The 18,693-nt window shown below is 71.7% G+C and carries 16 protein-coding genes, 1 tRNA gene and 2 riboswitches; of the genes, 7 read left to right on the top strand and 10 right to left on the bottom strand.

Annotated features, from left to right (window positions below; translation table 11 throughout):
- The first annotated feature begins 75 nt into the window (after positions 1–75).
- Together MUN78_RS11825 and MUN78_RS11820 are read left to right on the top strand one after the other, a co-directional pair.
- Positions 76–411, top strand: coding sequence for a sulfate permease (locus MUN78_RS11825; RefSeq protein ID WP_244726643.1), 336 nt, complete (start codon positions 76–78; stop codon positions 409–411).
- 233 nt (positions 412–644) lie between these two features.
- The gene (locus MUN78_RS11820) at positions 645–1,619 is read left to right on the top strand and encodes a hypothetical protein (protein ID WP_244726641.1); all 975 of its coding nucleotides are present in this window, start codon (positions 645–647) and stop codon (positions 1,617–1,619) included.
- Between the two features lie 68 nt (positions 1,620–1,687).
- Here the strand turns inward: MUN78_RS11820 and MUN78_RS11815 are convergent, their stop codons facing one another.
- Positions 1,688–2,419: a DUF3644 domain-containing protein gene (locus MUN78_RS11815; protein WP_244726639.1), complete on the bottom strand. Its 732-nt coding sequence runs from the start codon at positions 2,417–2,419 to the stop codon at positions 1,688–1,690.
- The gene (locus MUN78_RS11810) at positions 2,419–2,790 is read right to left on the bottom strand and encodes a DUF3644 domain-containing protein (RefSeq protein WP_244726637.1); all 372 of its coding nucleotides are present in this window, start codon (positions 2,788–2,790) and stop codon (positions 2,419–2,421) included. Before MUN78_RS11810 ends, MUN78_RS11815 begins: the two co-directional genes overlap by 1 nt.
- Positions 2,791–3,603: 813 nt before the next feature.
- Between MUN78_RS11810 and MUN78_RS11805 the strand changes: the two genes are divergently transcribed.
- Positions 3,604–4,719, top strand: coding sequence for a fatty acid desaturase family protein (locus tag MUN78_RS11805; protein ID WP_429952327.1), 1,116 nt, complete (start codon positions 3,604–3,606; stop codon positions 4,717–4,719).
- A gap of 66 nt (positions 4,720–4,785) precedes the next feature.
- On the opposite strand, the gene aztD is transcribed toward MUN78_RS11805, so the two are convergent.
- The 4 genes from aztD to aztB form a co-directional block, all read right to left on the bottom strand.
- Positions 4,786–5,997, bottom strand: coding sequence for a zinc metallochaperone AztD (aztD, locus tag MUN78_RS11800; protein ID WP_244726633.1), 1,212 nt, complete (start codon positions 5,995–5,997; stop codon positions 4,786–4,788).
- Positions 5,998–6,067: 70 nt separating this feature from the next.
- Positions 6,068–7,066, bottom strand: coding sequence for a zinc ABC transporter substrate-binding protein AztC (gene aztC / locus MUN78_RS11795; RefSeq protein ID WP_244726631.1), 999 nt, complete (start codon positions 7,064–7,066; stop codon positions 6,068–6,070).
- Positions 7,063–8,529, bottom strand: a complete 1,467-nt coding sequence (locus MUN78_RS11790) for an ABC transporter (RefSeq protein ID WP_244726629.1) — start codon at positions 8,527–8,529, stop codon at positions 7,063–7,065. Before MUN78_RS11790 ends, aztC begins: the two co-directional genes overlap by 4 nt.
- A gap of 17 nt (positions 8,530–8,546) precedes the next feature.
- Positions 8,547–9,431: a zinc ABC transporter permease AztB gene (gene aztB / locus MUN78_RS11785; protein ID WP_244730082.1), complete on the bottom strand. Its 885-nt coding sequence runs from the start codon at positions 9,429–9,431 to the stop codon at positions 8,547–8,549.
- Between the two features lie 243 nt (positions 9,432–9,674).
- On the opposite strand from aztB, the gene MUN78_RS11780 reads away from it, so the two are divergent.
- Together MUN78_RS11780 and MUN78_RS11775 are read left to right on the top strand one after the other, a co-directional pair.
- Positions 9,675–10,463, top strand: coding sequence for a metal ABC transporter ATP-binding protein (locus MUN78_RS11780; protein WP_244726627.1), 789 nt, complete (start codon positions 9,675–9,677; stop codon positions 10,461–10,463).
- A gap of 160 nt (positions 10,464–10,623) precedes the next feature.
- A complete protein-coding gene (locus tag MUN78_RS11775) occupies positions 10,624–11,052 on the top strand; it encodes an acyl-CoA thioesterase (RefSeq protein WP_244726625.1) in 429 nt (142 codons plus the stop codon).
- Between the two features lie 181 nt (positions 11,053–11,233).
- On the opposite strand, the gene MUN78_RS11770 is transcribed toward MUN78_RS11775, so the two are convergent.
- Positions 11,234–11,306, bottom strand: a tRNA-Lys gene (locus MUN78_RS11770).
- Between the two features lie 258 nt (positions 11,307–11,564).
- The gene (locus tag MUN78_RS11765) at positions 11,565–12,917 is read right to left on the bottom strand and encodes an L-serine ammonia-lyase (protein WP_244730081.1); all 1,353 of its coding nucleotides are present in this window, start codon (positions 12,915–12,917) and stop codon (positions 11,565–11,567) included.
- A gap of 296 nt (positions 12,918–13,213) precedes the next feature.
- A riboswitch (glycine riboswitch) is annotated at positions 13,214–13,324 on the bottom strand.
- A 1-nt stretch (position 13,325) separates the two neighbouring features.
- A riboswitch (glycine riboswitch) is annotated at positions 13,326–13,421 on the bottom strand.
- A gap of 260 nt (positions 13,422–13,681) precedes the next feature.
- Between MUN78_RS11765 and MUN78_RS11760 the strand changes: the two genes are divergently transcribed.
- On the top strand, positions 13,682–14,311 hold the full coding sequence (locus MUN78_RS11760; RefSeq protein WP_244726623.1) for a hypothetical protein: 630 nt from the start codon (positions 13,682–13,684) through the stop codon (positions 14,309–14,311).
- A gap of 163 nt (positions 14,312–14,474) precedes the next feature.
- Here MUN78_RS11760 and MUN78_RS11755 read toward each other — a convergent pair whose 3' ends face one another.
- Positions 14,475–16,436 carry an APC family permease gene (locus MUN78_RS11755; RefSeq protein ID WP_429952326.1) on the bottom strand — a complete coding sequence of 654 codons (1,962 nt, stop codon included), beginning with the start codon at positions 16,434–16,436 and terminating at the stop codon, positions 14,475–14,477.
- Positions 16,437–16,527: 91 nt separating this feature from the next.
- Between MUN78_RS11755 and MUN78_RS11750 the strand changes: the two genes are divergently transcribed.
- Positions 16,528–17,706, top strand: coding sequence for a MarP family serine protease (locus MUN78_RS11750; RefSeq protein WP_244726620.1), 1,179 nt, complete (start codon positions 16,528–16,530; stop codon positions 17,704–17,706).
- A 178-nt stretch (positions 17,707–17,884) separates the two neighbouring features.
- On the opposite strand, the gene pstB is transcribed toward MUN78_RS11750, so the two are convergent.
- A complete protein-coding gene (gene pstB / locus MUN78_RS11745; protein WP_244690132.1) occupies positions 17,885–18,664 on the bottom strand; it encodes a phosphate ABC transporter ATP-binding protein PstB in 780 nt (259 codons plus the stop codon).
- Positions 18,665–18,693 lie beyond the last annotated feature (29 nt).

Here is an 18,693-nt window from a genome sequence, read left to right as displayed (position 1 = left end):
GCCATCGGGAGACCCACCAGCACAGGCCTGCGACATCACCACTTGGGTATCCGCCTGTGCTGAAAGAGGCCCGACATGTTCACCGGATTGTGGAACCTCAGCGTCCGCACCCACACCCTGCTGCAGCGATACGCGCCCACCAACCGACTCCTGAACCGGCTACGCACCCGTGAAGGACTGCGCTGGGGCGTCCCCGCGATGCTCCTCGGACTCGCCTACCTGGCCGCGGCCGTCGGCTGCGCCGCGCTCGTCCAGGCCGGCTGGACCGAATGGCTCTACCTGCCATTCCTGCTCTTCTTCTACAACGCCCTGAAGTTCCTCATCTTCGGCCCCTGGAGCCTCGTCCTCCTCGCCCGCGCCCGCATCCGCGAACGCCGCCAGCGCAAGCAGTCGACAGCACTACGTGCCTGAGGTCCCGGAGCCACGCCCTCGGCCGGAAGTGGAGCCAGGAGTCGCGCGGGGCAGCCGCGGAGAAGGAGATCGATTGCTCGTGCGGCCTCGGCTCCACGGCGGTCCGCTATCTGCGGGAGGCGGGAGAGGACGGCAAGTCGAGCCGGATCGAGCGCGAACTGCACGGGCGGTAGCCGCTGTTTGTCGTTGGGATCCGAGCCGTTGCAGTCGGTGACTGATCGGAGAATGGGGCCATGGAACGACGCATTGACTTCTCGCGGGACCGCTGCATGCTGTGCGCAGGCTGCGGCCGCGAGTTCCTCGTCGACCTCGGCTGGATCGACCGCTGGGAGCAGACCGAAGAGAAATGCCCCGGCTGCGGCCTGACCTGCGAGCACGAGCACGCGCCCCGGGTGACGATCGCTCCTCGCGACCCAGCGCTCGACAACGAGCGGGTTCCCCAGTTCTTCTGGTACCACACGAGCACCTGTCCGGACTGGCCGGCGAAGCACTTCGACCCGGCTGCAGACCTGACGGCCGAGACGCGCCTGAGGATGGGCGGCGAGGAGCACGTCGCCGCGTGGACAGCGCGCCAGCGCTCAAAAGCGCTCCACGTCGGCACATACGAGGCCGCGGTCCACAACATGCTGCGGCGAATGGACGACCAAGCCGACAGCCGCAACCAGTTCTACCTCTACAGGGTGCGGCTCAGGCCGGACGTCGTGGTGCGGGAGGGCTGGCTCGTCGATCCCAGCGACTGGCTCGGCGACGTGGTGCTGACCGAGGTGTGTCCATCGGGCATTGATGTCGCGCGGTACCTGAACTACCACGAGGATCCCGGCGGGCTTTCGCTGGCGCTGGGTCGGAACGCGATCGCCAGCGTCCAGGAGATCGCGATCCCACTGCCCGATGCATGGGACGGCGGCTGGGCGCGCGAGGCCATCGCCACCCTCGAGAGCGCATCCGACGTACCGGTCCCTGCGACCGGGAAGCTGGCGCGTTTCATGCCGCCGTCCTCGCCGCGGGCGACCGAGGGCCGCGAGCTCGGCCGGGCGCTGGCCGGTCGGCTGCCCGTCAACCTCCGGCGTCAGTTCGAGTCGGCCGTGTCGTTCGACGAAGGGACCGATCCGGTCCCGTGGGCTCGCCGTGCGAGCAGCCTGTGCGGCCTGATCGTGGATCCGCAGCGCGTCCTGGCCGCGCTGGACGCTGCGGAACATCGCGAGGTCTGACGCTCGGCCCGGACCGCAGCACTCGGCCGCCCCCATTGGCATGGGCTCAGGAGCGGAGCGAGAACAGATCAGCTCGCGGAAGAAGACGGGGAACTCGTGCTGATCGTGGCCTTCGGACGGGCCGTCATGCCTGTGGTCTCCTTGAACCCCTCCGTCGTCCCGCACTTCTTGATGAGGTGGTTCACGTACGCCTTCGTGTACCGGTAGGACTTCGTCGGCTCGTCGTACTCGCAGAAGTCGCTGTTCGTCCGGTCGGGGTTCGGGTCGCCGTTCGGTGGACGGACCTCCTTCCTCTTCCACGCGGCGGTGAAGTGGCTCTGGTTGAACACGAACGGGATGCCGGCTTCGACCTCCGCTGCAGCAGGTTTCGGCATGAGCCTGCCGAGGCCGGATACCGGCTGCTTGCGGTCGCGCACGATGACCTGCCCTCGCCGTCCGAGCTCCTCGACGGCAGCCCGCTCGTCATCGGTCATGTCCGCGTAGTGCGTGAACTGCATGGCGACGGCGTCCGGGTCCTTGGGGGCCAGTTCGACCATCGCCCGCAGCCGGAACTCGTAGCGCGGGTCGGCGGTCACTGCCTCGTCGAGGCCAGACTCGTACTCAGTCACGAAGGTGCGCAGGTCGGCCGGCAGCGTCTTGCGGAACCGGCGGAGGGCCTGCTTTCCCTGGGGAGTGAACGTGCCGACGAAGATCGGCAGCCGCAGCCGGAGCGCCAGTGACTGGTTGTCGCCGAACTGAGCCGTGAGCTCGGACTCGTAGTTGACGAGCAGGGCATGGGCGTGGCCGGAGAGGTTGAGCATCAGCGCCTCGTCCGCGTGCGCGTGGCGGTGCTCGAGCCGGTTCCGGAGCCGGATGAAGAGAGAGCGAGGTTGGCGCGGGCCGGATCCGGGTCCGCCGGCCAACGCTCCTTCATCGAGCGTTCCAGCTCCCACCGCTTCGGCTCGCCGTCGACCTTGAGCAGGCGCTTCTTGAAGCTCGGGTCCCAGTAGCGAAAGTCGACGTCGTCGCGGACGAACTCTGCGTGCAGCAGGTACAGCCATGCCAGGTGCATGTGGACGACGAATCCCTCGAACGCCCGTGCCTCCGCCGAGTCGTTGTAGAGGCGCACGGCCAGGCACGCCTCTTCGATGCTGGCGTCGAGGGTCGCCTGCCATCGCGGAGGTCTTGCCATGAGCCGAGGATATTGGGGGAACTGTGTGCACGGACGTGCCTCGTGAACATCACCTATGTGAGACGCTGCCCAGCAGCCGCAGCGGAGCTGACGATTGCGTCGCGGAAGTTGGCGTCGTGACTGGTTGAGGTGAAACCACGATTTTGGGACATGTTTTCCCAGCCGCGCGACGAACTCGGGAAAGGTCGGCATCCGATGTGTCGCATTGACGACCGCAGGAGTTGGCACAGGGGCCCTCGAGCTTGGCTCACCGTGGCCGCACCCCTGATTGCTTCGTGTGCTCCCACACCGTCATCCGGTGGATGTTGAACTGCTTCGCGATCGATAGCACGCTCTCGCCGTTCGCCCGAGCGGTTTGAATAGCCTCTACTTCCTTCACCGTCAGTGGTGTTCGATTACGTCTACTAGGGTTCGAGACCACCCCAGGATCGGGTTCCTCGTCGACGCTCGACTCATGTGAGCCACCTCGATCGCCCTGCTCCCACGCGGAAACCAGGCGATCCAGCCGCCTCTGGGAGTTCCGATTAGGTCCACCACCGGCCACCACATATCGTCATCTGATCGGGTGATTCCGCGGTCGATTGCCTCCCGCATGTCGCGGGCGCAGGCCTCTGCGGCCCGGCGCCGCCGGAGCGCGCGTCCCGAGCCCGTGCGTCCCGCCCCAGCCCCCGCTCGCCGTGGCGTTGCCGCGCCTCGCGCTTCCTGAGCGTGCACCGTGCATGCAGCTTCCGCCATGCTCGGGGCGGTAGCGTTGCGAGCAGCGATCGGCAACCGCCTGTGGCTTATCAGGACCGCTGCTCGCAGCGCTCCGGAATGGAACAGGTGCGCATCGTGGATACCGCTACTCTCACGTCGGGCGGATACACGCCGACCCGGGCGAAGACCGGGGACTTCCCCTCCGTCGCGAAGACCTATTCGCAGATCTCCCAGGTGGTCAGGGAATCCGGACTGCTCCGGCGCGCGCCGTGGTTCTACGCGGCCGTCGGCGCTGCGCTGCTCCTCGCCTTCGGCGGCGCCGTCACCGGATTCGTGCTGCTGGGGGAGAGCTGGTTCCAACTGCTCATCGCCGCGGCGCTCGGCATCGTCTTCACCCAGACCGCCTTCCTCGCGCACGAGGCCGCCCACCGGCAGATCCTCGCGCGCGGTCCCGCCAACGACCGGCTCGCCCGCGTCCTCGCCGGCCTCATCGGCATGAGCTACGCGTGGTGGGATTCGAAGCACACCAGGCACCACGCGAACCCCAACCGCGTCGGCAAGGATCCCGACATCGAGGTCGACACCATCTCCTTCCTCGAGGAGGACGCGGCGCAGGCCCGCGGCTTCCGCCGGGCGCTCACGAAGCGGCAGGGATGGTGGTTCTTCCCGCTGCTCACCCTGGAGGGCCTCAACCTGCACGCGCAGAGCTTCGCCCACCTGTTCGGCCGCGAGCCCGTGCGCGGCCGCTGGATCGAGCTCTCGATCATCGTCGCCCGGTTCGCCGTCGTCCTCGTGCCCGTCTTCTGGGTGCTCCCGCTCGGCATGGCCTTCGCCTTCCTCGGGGTGCAGCTCGCCGTCTTCGGCGTCTACATGGGCGCATCGTTCGCGCCGAACCACAAGGGCATGCCGGTCATCGCGCACGACGCGCGCCTCGACTTCTTCACCAAGCAGGTGCGCACCTCGCGCAACATCCGCGGCGGATGGTGGGCGACCTGGCTCATGGGCGGACTGAACTACCAGGTGGAGCACCATCTCTTCCCGAGCATGGCGCGGCCGCACCTCGCGCGCGCCCGGACCATCGTCCGCGAGCACTGCCGCACCCTCGGCGTCCCCTACACGGAGACGTCCCTCTGGCGCTCCTACGCGATCGTGATCGCCTACCTCAACCGGGTGGGGCTCTCGGCCAGGGACCCCTTCGACTGCCCCGTCACCGCGCAGTACCGGCGCGCCTGAGCGCACAGACGGCCCGCGGGCCCGGCACCGGAATCCGGCTCCGGGCACGTAGGCCGTCCTCCGGGCTCAGGCCACGGCGATCTCGTTCGGCGCCTCGGCGAACTCGGCGCTCGCGAGGATCTCGCCCGTCGTGAGGTCGATCGCGTGGAGGGCGTTCGCCGCAGGTTCGGTGACGTAGGCGATGTCGCCGGCCACCTTGATCGAGGGATGCGGATCCTGCCATTCGGCCGGCCCCTCCCACGCGTCGATCACCGGGAACTCATCGACCAGCTCGCCCGAGGCGGGGTCGAGGACGTGGATGCTGCCGTCCGTGGCGATGATGTAGGCGAGGTCCTCCGGGCCGCGCGCCACATCGCGGTAGGTGAACTGCACCTCGTCGGGCAGGTCGACGACCTCGTAGGAGTGCGCCGAGGTATCGATGAGCGCGAGCGAGTTGAGCAGGTAGCCCTCCGCGTCCGGGTCTGACTTGTAGTCGCCGACGACGATCGGGCTGGTCTCGGACACGTAGGCGTTGCCCATGCGCCCGTAGGCGTCCGGGGCGGTGAACTTCTCGAAGGCGCCGTCGTGGTAGAGCAGCGCGCCGTCCTCGCAGCCGAAGATCACCGCCTCGCCCTTCGCGGTGCCTTCGCCGTGGATGCCGGGGCACTCGTCGCTCGCGGCGAGCTCGTGCCAGTGATCGTCGTGCGGTCCGAGCGCGACGGCCCCCGTCCGCGCGGTCTCGTCGCCCACGGTGGTGAGCAGGGTGCCGTCCGCGAGCACGATCGAGACGCCGTGGTGCGCCGCGTCCGCCGTGTACTCGACGGTCTCGGGCAGCGCGCCGTCGCCGTCGCGCAGCGCATCGGTCTCGACGATCGTGGTGGCGCCCGTGCCGTCGTCGAAGAGCACGGTCTTGCCGTCGTGCACGACGACGTGCCCCGGAGTGGTGGCCGGGAAGACGGTGGAGGTCAGCTCGGGGGCGGCCGTGTCGAGGATCTGGAAGCCCTCGGACGTCGTGACGGCGACGTTCTCGCCATCGCCGAAGGCGTTCAGACGGGTGAACTCCTCCGTCTCGAACTCCTCGACCACGTCGAGCGTCGCCGCGTCGAGCACCGCGATCCCGTTCGCGTAGGCGACCGCGATGCGGCCGTCGGCGCCGGCGACCTGCGCCGCGGCGCCGTCCCGGGCCCCGCCCGTTGCTGCCTCGCCGCCGGCGTCCGCCGTCGAGCAGGCCGTGGCGAGCAGCGCGATGCCGGCCAGCGCGGCCACGGCGGCGGTCCTGCGTCCTGGAAGATGCGTCATGTTCTCTCTTTCTCTGGAGGGTCGGTCCCGGGATCCGAGCGGGTCCGTCCGCCGGAGCGGACGGACCCGCTCACGCCCCGAGCCCGTCGGCGATGCGCTGCGTGTTCGCGCGCATCATGGTCAGGTAGGTGTCGGCGCCCTCGCCCGGGGCGGTCAGCGACTCCGTGTACAGCTCGATGACGTCGACATCGATCCCCGCCTCGCTCGCGAGCACCTGCACGAGGCGGTCGGGCTGGGAGGACTCCGCGAAGATCGCGGGCACGCCGGCCTGCTCGATCGCCGACGTGAGCTCGCGCAGATCCGCGGCGCTCGGCGAGGCGAGCGTCGTGCCGCCGGGGATCACCGCCCCCACGACTCGGAAGTCGAAGCGCGCGGCGAGGTAGCCGAACACGTGATGGTTGGTGACGAGCGCCCGGCGATCCCGCGGGATCGCGTCGAAGGCGGTCGTCATCTCGGCATCCAGCTCCGCGAGCTCCGCTCGGTAGTCGGCCGCCCGCTCCGCAATCCGTTCGGGATCGACGCCGTCGATCGCGGCGACGCGCTCGGCGACGGCGTCGACGACGTCCCCCATCCGCGCCGGATCGGTCCAGAAGTGCGGATCAGGCGTGCCGGCCGCGTCGCCCTCCGCGTAGGGGAGGGGGTCGATCACGTCGCCGGCGGTGAGCAGTCGCGCGTCCCCGGCGTTCCCGCCGTCTCCGGCGTCTCCGGCGAGGCCATCGAGGTGCTGCTGCAGGCCCTCCTCGAGGCCCAGTCCGTTGGATACGACGAGCTCGGCCGAGGAAAGGAGGGCGGCCTCCTGCGCGGAGATCTCGAAGGAGTGCGGGTCGGCGTTCGGGCGCATGAGGGTCGTGACCTCCGCCTCATCCCCGACGACGGCCGAGACGACGTCGCCGAGGATGTTGGTGGTGACGACGATGCGCGGGGCGCCCGACGCCTCGGCGGGCGAACCGCCGGCGCCGGGAGCGGCGCAGCCGCCGAGGAGGGCGGCCGCGAGCAGCGCGGGGGCGAGGATCGCGATGCGCCGGCGAGCTCGCCGCGCGATGCGCGGGGCCGACACGCGGCGGGTCATCGTCCCACCTCCGCGAGGTGCGCCGCGGGAGTGCCCGGTGAGATCGCCCGGGCGACACGGGCGCCGTCCGCGTAATCGATCTCGAAGACCTCGCCGGTCGCGGGATCGTTGACGTAGGCCCGCTGGGCGTCGACGAAGAGCGAGGCGGTTCCGCCCCTGGCCGCCCCCTCCGCGCGCACGAGCGCGTCGGTGGCGCCCAGCAGCGCGCCGCTCTCGGCGTCGAACACCCGCACCCGTCCGTCCGTGCCGAGTCCGACGACGTGCGCGGGCGCGTCCGCGGCGCCGTCGTCCACCGCGACGACGCGGGCGAGCGGCGCCTCCGTCGGGATGAATGACCAGGCCCGCTCGCGGGTGTCGAGCAGCCAGAACCCGGTGTCGCCCGCGATGCCGGCGACGGTCGGCCGCCCCTTCCTGCCGTCGAAGGCGAGGGCGCGCTCGGCGGCCGGCTCGCCCCCCGCGGCGGCCTCGGGGTAGGGGATCCGCGTGAAGTCGACGCCGTCCGCGCCGCCCGTTCCCGCGCTGGTCGTCACGAGCACCGCTCCGTCGGCGCAGCCGATGACGAGGCCGACGCGCGTGGTGATGGTGCCAGACGGGGCGGCGCAGGGCGCCGCCGATCCGCGGGATCCGGCACCCTCGGCCTCCGCGCTCTCGGCGTCCGCGCCTCCGGATCCCGCATCGTCGGATCCTGCATCGTCGGAACCGGCATCGTCGGATCCTGCATCGGTGGATCCCGGTTCTTCGGGACCGACGAACCGCAGTTCTCCGTCATCGCCGGTCGCCGAACTCACGACCATGCCCTCGCCGATCGGCGCCGCGACGAGGGGATCGCCGGAGGCGCCGTCGAGCGGGAGGCGCAGCGTCTCGACGAGCTCCCCCTGGGAGAGGGCGTGATTGTCGAGGAGCACCGCCTCCCGCGATCCCGCGAAGGCGAGCGCGGTGCCGCCGGCCGTGGCGAGCGGTCCGCCGGAGACTGCGACCGGCCCCTCGCCGGCGACCTCGCCGAGCAGGGCAGGCGCCGCCCGGTAGTAGTGGAAGTGGTCCACGTGATCCCAGGTCCAGACACCGCTGTCGATGACATGAACGCCCGCGGTGCCTCCGGCGATGTCCGGGAAGTGCGTATCGGAGTCGGATGCGTCGGCGCGCACGGACTCGGCGAACACGTAGCGACCGTCGGTCGCCGTGCCGACGATCCCGGGCAGCTCGCCGATCTCGGTGTCCGTCCCGGCGAGGAGGTCGTGGATCCCGACGGATCCGGCGTCGTCGATGCTCAGGAGCTGCAGCGGCGGCTCGGCGACCTCGCTGGCGCCGGCGACGGCGCCGTGGTCGGCGTTCTCGGCGGCGGGCCCCGTCGTGCCGTGAGGGTCGACGGGGGCGCCGCCGCCGGTGAAGGCGGCGCAGCCGCCGAGCAGGAGCGTCGCGGCGGCTGCGGCGGCGGCGGCGAGGATGAAGCGGTGGGAGGTCATTGCGGCTTTCTCTGAGGTCAACGGGTGGGAGGAACGGCGATGCTGCGCGCGGGGGCGTCGTCTCGATGCGGGGGTTCGGCGCGTGCATCGGCGGCGCCTCCGCCGGTGGCCCTGCGGCGTCGGATCCGGTCGACGGCAGCGCGGACGAGGGTCGAAGCCGCGGCGAGCAGGATCGCGCCGAACGCGATCGACGCGCCGGCGGCGGTGCCGAGGTGCCAGGATGCGAGCAGGCCCGACACCACGGCGGCGATCCCGAAGCCGCTCGCGAGGAGCATCGTCGCCGGGATCCGCGCGGTCCACCGACCCGCCGCCACGGCCGGGGCGAGCAGCAGCGCCACTGCAAGGAGGCTGCCGACGATCTGGTAGGAGGCGACCACGGCGAGCGTGACGAGCGCGACGAGCGCGAAGCGCGCGAGCCGGGGCCGCAGCCCGAGCGCCTGCGCGATCCGCGCATCGAAGGCGGCGGCGACGAAGGCGCGGTGGCAGAGGATCGCGATCGCGAGCGTCACGGCGAGCGCGCCGCACAGGAGCACGGCATCGCCCGATTCCGCGGCGAGGATGTCGCCGAAGAGCATCGCCGTCGTGTCGGTCGCGAAGCTGCGCGAGTGCGAGACGATGATGACGCCGAGCGAGAGCATGCCGACGAAGAGCAGGCCGATGCTCGTGTCGTAGGAGAGTCGGCCGCGGCGCTGCAGCGCGCCGATGGCGGCGCTCATGAGGGCGGCGCTCGCCGCGGCGCCGAGGAGCAGCGGCGCGCCGACGACCGTCGCGATTGCGACCCCGGGCAGCATGCCGTGGCCGATCGCCTCGCCGAGGAACGCCATCCCGCGGATCACGACCCAGGTGCCCACGACGCTGCAGATGATCGCGGTCACGGCACCGGCGAGCAGGGCGTGACGCATGAACTCGACGACGAAGGGGTCGAGGACAGGGCCGAGCGGCGAGGCGGGGAAGGTGGGCACGGTCGTTCAGCGTACTCATAACGATAATGATTATCAAATGCTAAAGTCGGAATCATGCGCTTCCCGTCTCTCGCCTCCCGGTCCGCGTCGCAGGCCCGGCCCGAGTCCGCTGTCCGGTCCGGCCCTGCCGTTCGGCTCGACGCCGCTCCCGCGTCCCACTCCGCGGCCGCCCCGGCCGTCCCGGTGGACGACCCGACCGCCTCGGCCGGCCCGGAGACCTCCCGCTCGTCCTGCTCCGTGCGCTCCGTGCTCGCAGAGCGCTCCGGGCTCGCAGAGCGCTCCGCAGGCTCCGCTCGGGACGCGGCCCCCGGCGTTCGGCAGGCGCTGCTCGCCCGCGGTCTGCGATTCGACTACGGTGGGGAGCCCGTGCTCCGCGGCGTCGACCTCGAGATCGGTTTCGGGGAGCTCGTGGCGATCACCGGCGTCAACGGTTCGGGCAAGTCCACGCTCGTGGAACTGCTCGCGGGCGTGCGTCGGCCGAGCGGCGGCGCCATCGAGCGCGCCGCGGCGGTCGCGCTCGTGGTCCAGCAGCCCGACGTCGCCCCGCACCTGCCCCTCACCGTGCACGACGTCGTCGCCATGGGCGGCTGGCGCCCGCGCTCCGCGCGCTGGGCGCGCCTCGAACGCGCGCCGCGCCGGACTCGCCGGGCGCGGGCCGTCGACGCGGCGCTGGCGCGCGTCGGCCTCGAGGGGCTCGGTGCGCGTCCGTGGACCGAGCTCTCGGGCGGGCAGCGGCAGCGCGCGCTCGTCGCCCAGGGCATCGTCGCGATGCCGGCGATCCTGATCCTCGACGAGCCGGCCGCGGGCCTCGACGCGGCGAGTCGGGGTCGCACGCGCGAGATCCTCCGGGCCGAGGCTGCGCGCGGAGCGGCCGTCGTATGGGTCACCCACGACGCCGAGGATGTCGCGGTCGCCGACCGGGAGATCCGCGTCGACGGCGGACTCGTGCGTGCGGATCTGGGCGGCGCCTGAGGCGAGGTCGCGGTCCGCGACGCGTCGCGACTGATCGCGAGGGGTCATCCCACTGCTTCGGGACGCGCTGCGGCGGGACGGCGCGGCGAACACCGGATGGAGCGATCGACGAAACCTGCGCGACCCGATCCCGAAACACGCGCCTCGTATGCTCATCGGCATGGCGGCGCAGGATACGGACCCGGGGGTGAACTTCTACACCCGCAAGTGGGTGCGGCCCGAGGATCTCAACGCCAACGGCTCGCTCTTCGGCGGCAGCCTGCTGCGCTGGATCGACGAGGAGGCGGCGATCTATGCGATCCTGCAGCTCGGCAATCCCCATGTGGTCACGAAGTTCATCTCGGAGATCAACTTCGAGGCCTCGGCGCGGCAGGGCGACCTCATCGAGATGGGCCTCGTCGCCACGGAGTTCGGGCGCACCTCGCTGACGATGCGCGCGGTCGTGCGCAACATGATCAACCGCAGGACGATCCTCACCATCGAGCGCATCGTCTTCGTGAACATCGGGGCGGACGGCTCGCCCGCCCCGCACGGCTTCAACGGCATCACGTACGATCGCGATCGCATGCCCGTCTCCCTCGGGGGATGACGACGGCGCGGATCGCGCGCAGACTCCCGCGGGGAGCTCCGGGTAACGGTGCTCGGCTCCTCGCGGGAACCCTCTCGGCCGGTGCCGGGGCGAGGTGAGGGCGTCTCGCCCGTCCCGTTCGGACCCCGGCGCCGTCCCGACTTGTGGAGGGCGTTCCGCTGAATCGGGGCGGGGAACGCGGTAGGCCCCGTGGGACTCGAACCCACGACCCGCGGATTAAAAGTCCGATGCTCTACCAACTGAGCTAGAGGCCCGTGCCTCACTAATCTACCGTGTTTTCGGGGAGGGGAATCCCGCCCCGGGCGCGAGCGGCGAAGGGTCGCGCCCGCCGAGCTCGGGCCGAGGTGCAGCTTGGGTGAGCGATGCGGCTTCGGTGAGTCGGGATCGTGCGGATCGGTGTGACGGAAGCCGCATCGCTCACCGAAGCGACGCCCAGACCCGAAGCGACGCCCAGACCCGAAGCGGCGCAGGATCCGCGCCGGATCCGCACCGTGCCGGGCCCCGATCCGCGCTCAGCATTCCACGGTGTTCACGCCGACGCCGACCCTCACGGCGAGGCCGCCGAGCGCGGTCTCCTTGTACTTGTCGCTCATGTCCTTCCCGGTCTCGCGCATCGTGGCGATCACCTGATCGAGGCTGACGTGGTGCGAGCCGTCGCCCATGAGCGCCATGTTCGCCGCGTTGACCGCCTTCCCGGCCGCGATCGCGTTGCGCTCGATGCAGGGGATCTGCACGAGACCGCCGACCGGGTCGCAGGTGAGGCCGAGGTTGTGCTCCATGGCGATCTCCGCGGCGTTCTCCACCTGCTCGGGGGTGCCCCCGAGCACCTGCGCGAGTCCCGCCGCCGCCATCGAGGATGCGGACCCGACCTCGCCCTGGCAGCCGACCTCGGCCCCGGAGATCGACGCCTGCTCCCGGTAGAGGGCGCCGACCGCGGCGGCGGCGAGCAGGAACTCCCCGACGACCTCCTGGCGCTGCGCCGCGCACCAGCCCGCCGCCTCCGGGTGGTAGTGCGTGGCGTAGAAGAGCACCGCGGGGATGATACCCGCCGCGCCGTTCGTCGGCGCCGTGACGACGCGCCCTCCCGAGGCGTTCTCCTCGTTCACGGCGAGCGCGACGAGGTTGATCCACTCCTGCCAGTACCGCGGATCCCGATCCGGATCGCGCTCGCTCAGCCGCCGATGCCACTCGGGCGCGCGGCGTCGCACGCCGAGGCCGCCGGGCAGGGGCCCCGTGCGGGTGAGCGCCGAGTTCTTGCAGGCCTCCATGACCTGCCAGATGCGGGCAAGGCCATCTTGGATATCCCGTTCCTCGTGCCGGCTCCGTTCGTTCGCGAGCATCACCTCCGCGATCGAGCGCCCGGACCCCCTGGCATGCGCGAGCAGTTCGGCGGCCGTGCGGAACGGATAGGGCTCCGCCGGGCCGGCCGCGGATTCGCCGGACTCCTCCTCGCCCTCCCGCACGACGAAGCCGCCACCGACCGAGTAGGCGAGCTCCTCGTGGAGCGGGGCGGCCGAGGCGTCGAGGGCCGCGAAGCGCATCCCGTTCGTGTGTCTCGGCAGCACGGTGAGGGGGCGCAGCACGAGATCCTCGACGCCGAAGTCGAGCTCGACCGTCGGGGACCCCAGCTCGGCGGCGAGCCGGACCGTCCCCTCCGAGCGGATCCGGGCGAGCGCCCGATCCGCCTCGTCGGGGAGCACGGTCCCGGGGTCGAAGCCCTCCAGTCCGAGCAGCACGGCGGTGAAGGTGCCGTGCCCGCGCCCGGTCGCCGCGAGCGAGCCGGTGAGCTCGACGCGCAGTCCGGCGACCCGGTCCACGAGCCCCGCGGCGCGCACTCGGTCGACGAAGCCGCGGGCGGCGCGCATCGGTCCGACGGTGTGCGAGCTCGACGGGCCGAGGCCCACCGTGAACAGTTCGAACACGCTCGTGCCCGATCGCGCCCGCGCGGGCGGGAGCGACGGGGCAGCGGGTGCCGTCGTGGAAGAGACGGCGGGGGAGGCTGCGGGTACGGTCGCCGGGGAGTCTGCAGGTGCGGTCGTGGAGTCTGCGGGTACGGCGGGGGAGGCTGCGGGTACGGTCGCTGGGGAGCCTGCGGGGGAGGCGGGAACGGCGGTCATGGGGTCTCCGAACGGGGTGCGCGTTCGCGCGGGCGGACTGGGATCCTCCCCGCTCTGTACTGGGACCTGAGAGATTCGAACGCCCCGTCCGTTCGCGACGAGCGCGTCCTTGCACCTTCGGTGAGCCGCGGCGTCGCGGCTGCTTTTCAGAGTTGCCGTGCTGCAGCGGTACGGGTGCCTGAGAGATTCCCGGGGAGGGCTTGCTCCTACGGCGCCGGGTCGCACGCCCCCGGACTCTCCCGCTGCGGCTCGATGGCCGATATTCACGTTGATTGCAGCCGACGATAGCACCGCCGCGGCGGATCCCCAAGCACCGCGCACGGCACGCGCCCCGGTCGGATCGGGCCCGCGCCCCGACGGTGCCGGGCCCGTGCCCGGGCCGCGTGACGGGATTCCAACCCGGCTCCCATGCGCGCGGGCTCCCGGCGGCGTAGACTCTCCGGGTCCGCGGGCGGCCGGAGATCGCGCACCATCCCGTGCGCCAGGCCCCGCGGAGACACCCGAGGAGTTCCGTGCACCGAGACCATCAGCGTCCCATCCTGCAGCCCACCGCCGATTTCGACTGGATCATCGGCTCTGACGAGCCCGGCGCGGCCCACCGCCTCGCTCAGGAGACCTCGTGGGCGCTGCTGGACCGGGTGCGACGCGGCGCCGATCCCCAGGTCGTCGAGCGGGTCGTCGGGCTCGCCTCGGGCGACGGCATCGACGACATCGCGGAGCTCTGGGCGGCGGAGGGCACGCACTCCCTCGCCGGCGTGCTCTGGCGCCTCTACCTCCTGCGTCGCGTCGTCGCCGCGGATCCCGAGGCGGCCGCCGACCTCTTCACGCGCGGGAGCGCCGCCTCGGCGACCATCGATCCGGTCGTCGCCGGCGCCGCGGAGCCCGTGACCCCCGGCTCGATCGCGGGGCTGTGCGACACGATCCTGCGCGGAGTCTTCGCGGGGGATCTCGGCGCCGCGCTCGATCGCGCTGCAAGCTACTGCCGCCTCATGGCGCTCGGCGCGGCCGACCTCGCGGACGCGCGGGACGCGCACGACGACGCGCACGCGACGCAGCTCACCACCCGGGCGCTGCGCTATTCGACGCTCGCGCAGGAGCTGCACGCGGGGGCGCGCCGCTGGCGGGACGGCACGCTCGCCTGACGCGCCCGGGCCCGAACCCGCCCTGGTGCGCGGAGGAGACTGCGGTAGAATCTCTCGTGCCGGGCCGCAGTAACCCCGGGCTCCAATTTTCGCCGCTTCGAGCGGCCTTCCGCCGAGAGGCGTTCTGCGGCTCGGTTCCTTCCTCTCCGGTCGACGACCGCACTCAGGCGACGTGCACCCACGGACGGCGCGTGTGATCGGGCTCCGCCTCCCGCAGCACCTCGCGCGTCATCGGCGCGATCTCGCCCTCGCCGAAGAGCAGGAAGCGGGCGAAGCCGGCGATCGGATTCCCCTCGTTCCACCGGAAGTAGACGTGCGGCGTGCAGCCGAGCGCGTCGCGCAGGTGCAGCGCGACCGCGGCGATGGCGTTCGGCACCGAACTGCTGCGCACCACGAGCACGCGGAAGCCGTGGCGTTCGACGCCCCGCACGAGCAGCTCGCCCTCGAAGTCCGAGCTGTCGGAGATCTCGACCTCGATGAAGAGCGCGTCGGCGTCGGGCAGGCGATGCGCGCGCCGCGCGTGCTCGAGCTTCGCGGCGTAGCGCTCCGCCGACAGATCGTCCGGCGTGTGGGCGATCAGCCGGAGCTGTCCGGGAGCCTCGATGAACGCCGCGGCCGAGGGCTCGAGGCGCACGGCGGTCGCGCGCAGCTCCGTCGACCGGAGGACGCGGGAGACGAGGCTCACCGCGAGGATCCCCAGGATGAAGCAGCCGGCGATCTTGATGCCGTCGGGCCGCTCGATGATGTTCGCGACCGTGGTGTACAGGAAGACGAGGCTCACGATCCCGAAACCGATGGTCGCCCCGCGCTCCTTCCGCGCCCGCGCCGTGAGCGTCACCGCGACCGCCGCCGAGGTGATGAGCACGAGCACGCCGGTCGCGTACGCCCCGCCCTGCGCGTCGACGCTCGCCTCGAAGATCACCGTGATCGCGAAGGCGACGGCGGTGAACACGAGCACGAGCGGCCGCGTCGCGCGCGCCCACGCGGGGGCCATGCCGTAGTGCGGCAGATAGCGCGGGACGAGATTCAGCAGGCCCGCCATCGCCGAGGCGCCGGCGAACCAGAGGATCGCGATCGTGATGATGTCGTAGACGGTGCCGAAGCCCTCGCCGAGATAGGCGTGGGCGAGGTAGGCGAGGGCGCGGCCGTTCGCCGCCCCGCCCGGCTGGAACTCGGCGGCGGGGATGAGGGCGACCGTTGTGATCGATGAGGTGACGAGGAAGCCGCTCATGATGAGCGCCGAGGTGGTGAGGAGGCGCCGCGCGCCCCGGATCCGGCCCTCGGGCCGCTCCGCGGTGTCCGCGGCGTCGCCGCGGATCTGGGGCATGACCGCGACGCCGGTCTCGAAGCCGGAGAGCCCGAGGGCGAGCTTCGGGAAGACCACGAGCGCGATCGCGACGACGAGCAGCGGATCGCCGTGCTGCGCGGTGAGCACGCCCCACCAGTCGCCGATCACGATCGGATCGGCCACGAGATGGCCGATCGCGACGACGACGACCACGAGGTTCACGGCGAGGAACGCGGCGACGAGCGCGGTGGCGAGCCGGATCGCCTCGCGGAAGCCGCGGAGGAAGACGACGCCGAGACCGGCGAGCAGCGCGAGCGTGATGACGACCTCCTGGCCGGCGAAGCCGCGCGGCGCGAAGGGGTTCTCGACGAGGTGCGCGGTGGCGTCCGCCGCCGACAGGGTCATGGTGATCATGAAGTCGGTCGCGGCGAAGCCGAGGAGGGCCAGGATCGCGAGCTTGCCGCCCCAGCGGGGGAGGAGCCTGGCGAGCATCGAGATCGAGCCGGTGCCGTGGGGGCTCTCCCGCGCGACGCGACGGTACACCGGTAGGGCGCCGAGCAGGGTGACGGCGACCAGCACGATGGTGGCGATCGGCGCGACCGCGCCCGCGGCGAGTGCGGCGATGGCCGGCTGGTAGCCGAGGGTGGAGAAGTAGTCGACGCCGGTGAGGCACATCACCCGGAGCCAGTGGGCCCGGCGCTCCTGCCCCGGTCGGCCGTGCGGGCCGGCGTGCTCCCCGGGCGGCTCAGCCGTCTCGGCGAGCAGCCACGAGCGCAGCGCGTGTCGGCGACCCGATAACGGAGGCTCCTCTGGCGTCGCTTCGAGCGACGAGCCCATCCTGGTGTTCACTGCGCAAGTGTACCTCCGCGCGGGGCGACTGGCAGCCGTTCGCCATCTTTCTCCGAAGCGGGCTCGCTACAGTGAGCGCGTGACCATCGGACAGATCCTCGACGTGCTCCTCGTCGTGCTCGTCGCAGCTGCCGCGATCGCCGGGTTCGCCCGCGGGCTGCTGCGCACGCTCGGCGCCGCGCTCGGCCTGGTCGCGGGGGGAGCTGCCGCACTCGTCGTCATGCCGTTCGTCTCCCGCGAGGTGCCCGCGGTCGGCTGGAACGTCGTCGCGGCGCTCGCCGCGGGGCTCCTGCTGCTGGGGCTCGGCGCGGCCCTCGGGGGCCGCATCGGGCGCGCGGTCCGGCGGTCCGCCGAGCGGGCGAAGCTTGCCCCGCTGGATCGGGTGCTCGGCGCCGCGGCGAACCTCGGGGTGTCCCTCGCCACCGTCCTCGTGCTCGCGATGAGCGTGACCTCCTTCGGGGTCCCCGCGCTCTCGCAGGCCGTCGCCTCCTCCTCGGTCCTCCGCTTCCTGCAGAGCGCGACCCCGGAGCCGGTCGAGGCGGCGCTCGCGCGGCTGCGCTCCGCCGCGCTCGAGGACGGCATTCCGACGATGCTGGAGGCCGCGGGGATCGACGCGGGCCGGGCGCCCGACGCCGATGCCGACACGGCCGCCCTCGACGCCGCGGCGCGATCCGTGCTTCGGATCACGACGAACTCGCCGGCCTGCAGCACCTCGAGTTCGGGCAGCGGCTTCGTCGTCTCCGACGGCGTGGTGATGACGAACGCCCATGTCGTCGCCGGCGCCCAGGAGATCGTCGTCGAGGAGTCCGGCGCGATCCCGGAGGCGGCCAGGCTCGTCTACTTCGATCCCGCGGCCGACATCGCCGTGCTCCGGGCGGACGGGCTGACCGCCGCGCCGCTGCGCATCGCCGCGGATCCCGCCGCCGGCGACACCGTCTTCTTCCAGGGGTACCCCTACGGCGGTCCCTTCGCCTCGCGGAGCGCCGCAGCGCTCGTCACCGGCCCGCTCCTCGGCAGCGACGTCGGCGGGGGCGGCACGGTCACCCGCTCGGTGACGACGATCGCGGGGGAGGTGCGCCCGGGGAACTCCGGCGGCCCGCTCCTCACCGCGGACGGCGCCGTCGCGGGGATGATCTTCGCGAAGTCCGACACGAGCGCGGAGATCGGCTTCGCGCTGTCCATGGCGGAGCTCGCCCCCGTGCTCGCGCTCGCCGAATCGCTCTCGGAGCCGGTCGCCTCGGGATCCTGCACGGCCTGAGACGACTCCTGCACGGCCTGGGACGACTCCTGCACGGCCTGAGACGACTCCTGCACGGCCTGAGACGACGGTGCCGCAGGGGCTCGGAACCGACGGAGCGGCGCCCGCCGCGACCCCGGGGATCCCTCCCCTCGATCGACGGCGGGCGCCGCTCTCGGTGCCCGTTGCGCGCGGCGGCCTAGCCGAAGCGACCGGAGACGTAGTCCTCGGTGGCCTGCACCGAGGGGGTCGAGAAGATCGTGGAGGTCTCGTCGTACTCGATGAGCTTGCCCGGCTTGCCCGTTCCCGCGATGTTGAAGAACGCGGTGCGGTCGGAGACGCGGGAGGCCTGCTGCATGTTGTGGGTCACGATGACGATCGTGTACTCCTGCTTCAGCTGGTCGATGAGGTCCTCGATCGCGAGCGTGGAGATCGGATCGAGCGCGGAGCAGGGCTCGTCCATGAGGAGCACCTCGGGGGAGACGGCGATCGCGCGGGCGATGCACAGGCGCTGCTGCTGACCGCCCGAGAGGCCGGAGCCCGGCTTGTCGAGGCGGTCCTTCACCTCGTTCCAGAGGTTCGCGCCCACGAGGGACTTCTCCACGAGGGCGTCGGCGTCGCCCTTCGAGATGCGCCGATTGTTGAGGCGCACCCCGGCGAGCACGTTCTCGCGGATCGACATCGTGGGGAAGGGGTTCGGGCGCTGGAAGACCATCCCGATCTGCCGGCGCACGAGCACGGGATCGACGCCGGCGCCGTAGAGGTCCTCGCCGTCGAGCAGCACTTCGCCGTCGACGCGGGCGCCCGGGATCGCCTCGTGCATCCGGTTGAGGGTGCGCAGGAAGGTGGACTTGCCGCAGCCGGAGGGGCCGATGAACGCGGTGACGCTGCGGGGCTCGATGTTCATCGAGACGCCCTCGACCGCGAGGAACTTGGAGTAGTAGACGTTGAGGTCGGAGACCTCGATGCGCTTGGACATGCGATGGGTGCTTTCGTTCGGAGTCTGCA

The organism is Leucobacter allii, assembly GCF_022919155.1.
GTDB lineage: Bacteria > Actinomycetota > Actinomycetes > Actinomycetales > Microbacteriaceae > Leucobacter > Leucobacter allii.
Note: the sequence above shows the minus strand (reverse complement) of the source record. Positions and strands in the feature narration are given on the sequence as shown.

Bases quoted from the DNA above. Each gene is read 5' to 3' on its own strand.
- MUN78_RS11825 (WP_244726643.1), top strand. From the start codon at position 76: ATGTTCACCGGATTGTGGAACCTCAGCGTCCGCACCCACACCCTGCTG.
- MUN78_RS11820 (WP_244726641.1), top strand. From the start codon at position 645: ATGGAACGACGCATTGACTTCTCGCGGGACCGCTGCATGCTGTGCGCA.
- MUN78_RS11815 (WP_244726639.1), bottom strand. From the start codon at position 2,419: ATGCTCAACCTCTCCGGCCACGCCCATGCCCTGCTCGTCAACTACGAG.
- MUN78_RS11810 (WP_244726637.1), bottom strand. From the start codon at position 2,790: ATGGCAAGACCTCCGCGATGGCAGGCGACCCTCGACGCCAGCATCGAA.
- MUN78_RS11805 (WP_429952327.1), top strand. From the start codon at position 3,604: ATGGAACAGGTGCGCATCGTGGATACCGCTACTCTCACGTCGGGCGGA.
- aztD (WP_244726633.1), bottom strand. From the start codon at position 5,997: ATGACGCATCTTCCAGGACGCAGGACCGCCGCCGTGGCCGCGCTGGCC.
- aztC (WP_244726631.1), bottom strand. From the start codon at position 7,066: ATGACCCGCCGCGTGTCGGCCCCGCGCATCGCGCGGCGAGCTCGCCGG.
- MUN78_RS11790 (WP_244726629.1), bottom strand. From the start codon at position 8,529: ATGACCTCCCACCGCTTCATCCTCGCCGCCGCCGCCGCAGCCGCCGCG.
- aztB (WP_244730082.1), bottom strand. From the start codon at position 9,431: ATGCGTCACGCCCTGCTCGCCGGTGCCGTGACCGCGATCATCTGCAGC.
- MUN78_RS11775 (WP_244726625.1), top strand. From the start codon at position 10,624: ATGGCGGCGCAGGATACGGACCCGGGGGTGAACTTCTACACCCGCAAG.
- MUN78_RS11765 (WP_244730081.1), bottom strand. From the start codon at position 12,917: ATGCGCGCCGCCCGCGGCTTCGTCGACCGAGTGCGCGCCGCGGGGCTC.
- MUN78_RS11755 (WP_429952326.1), bottom strand. From the start codon at position 16,436: ATGGGCTCGTCGCTCGAAGCGACGCCAGAGGAGCCTCCGTTATCGGGT.
- pstB (WP_244690132.1), bottom strand. From the start codon at position 18,664: ATGTCCAAGCGCATCGAGGTCTCCGACCTCAACGTCTACTACTCCAAG.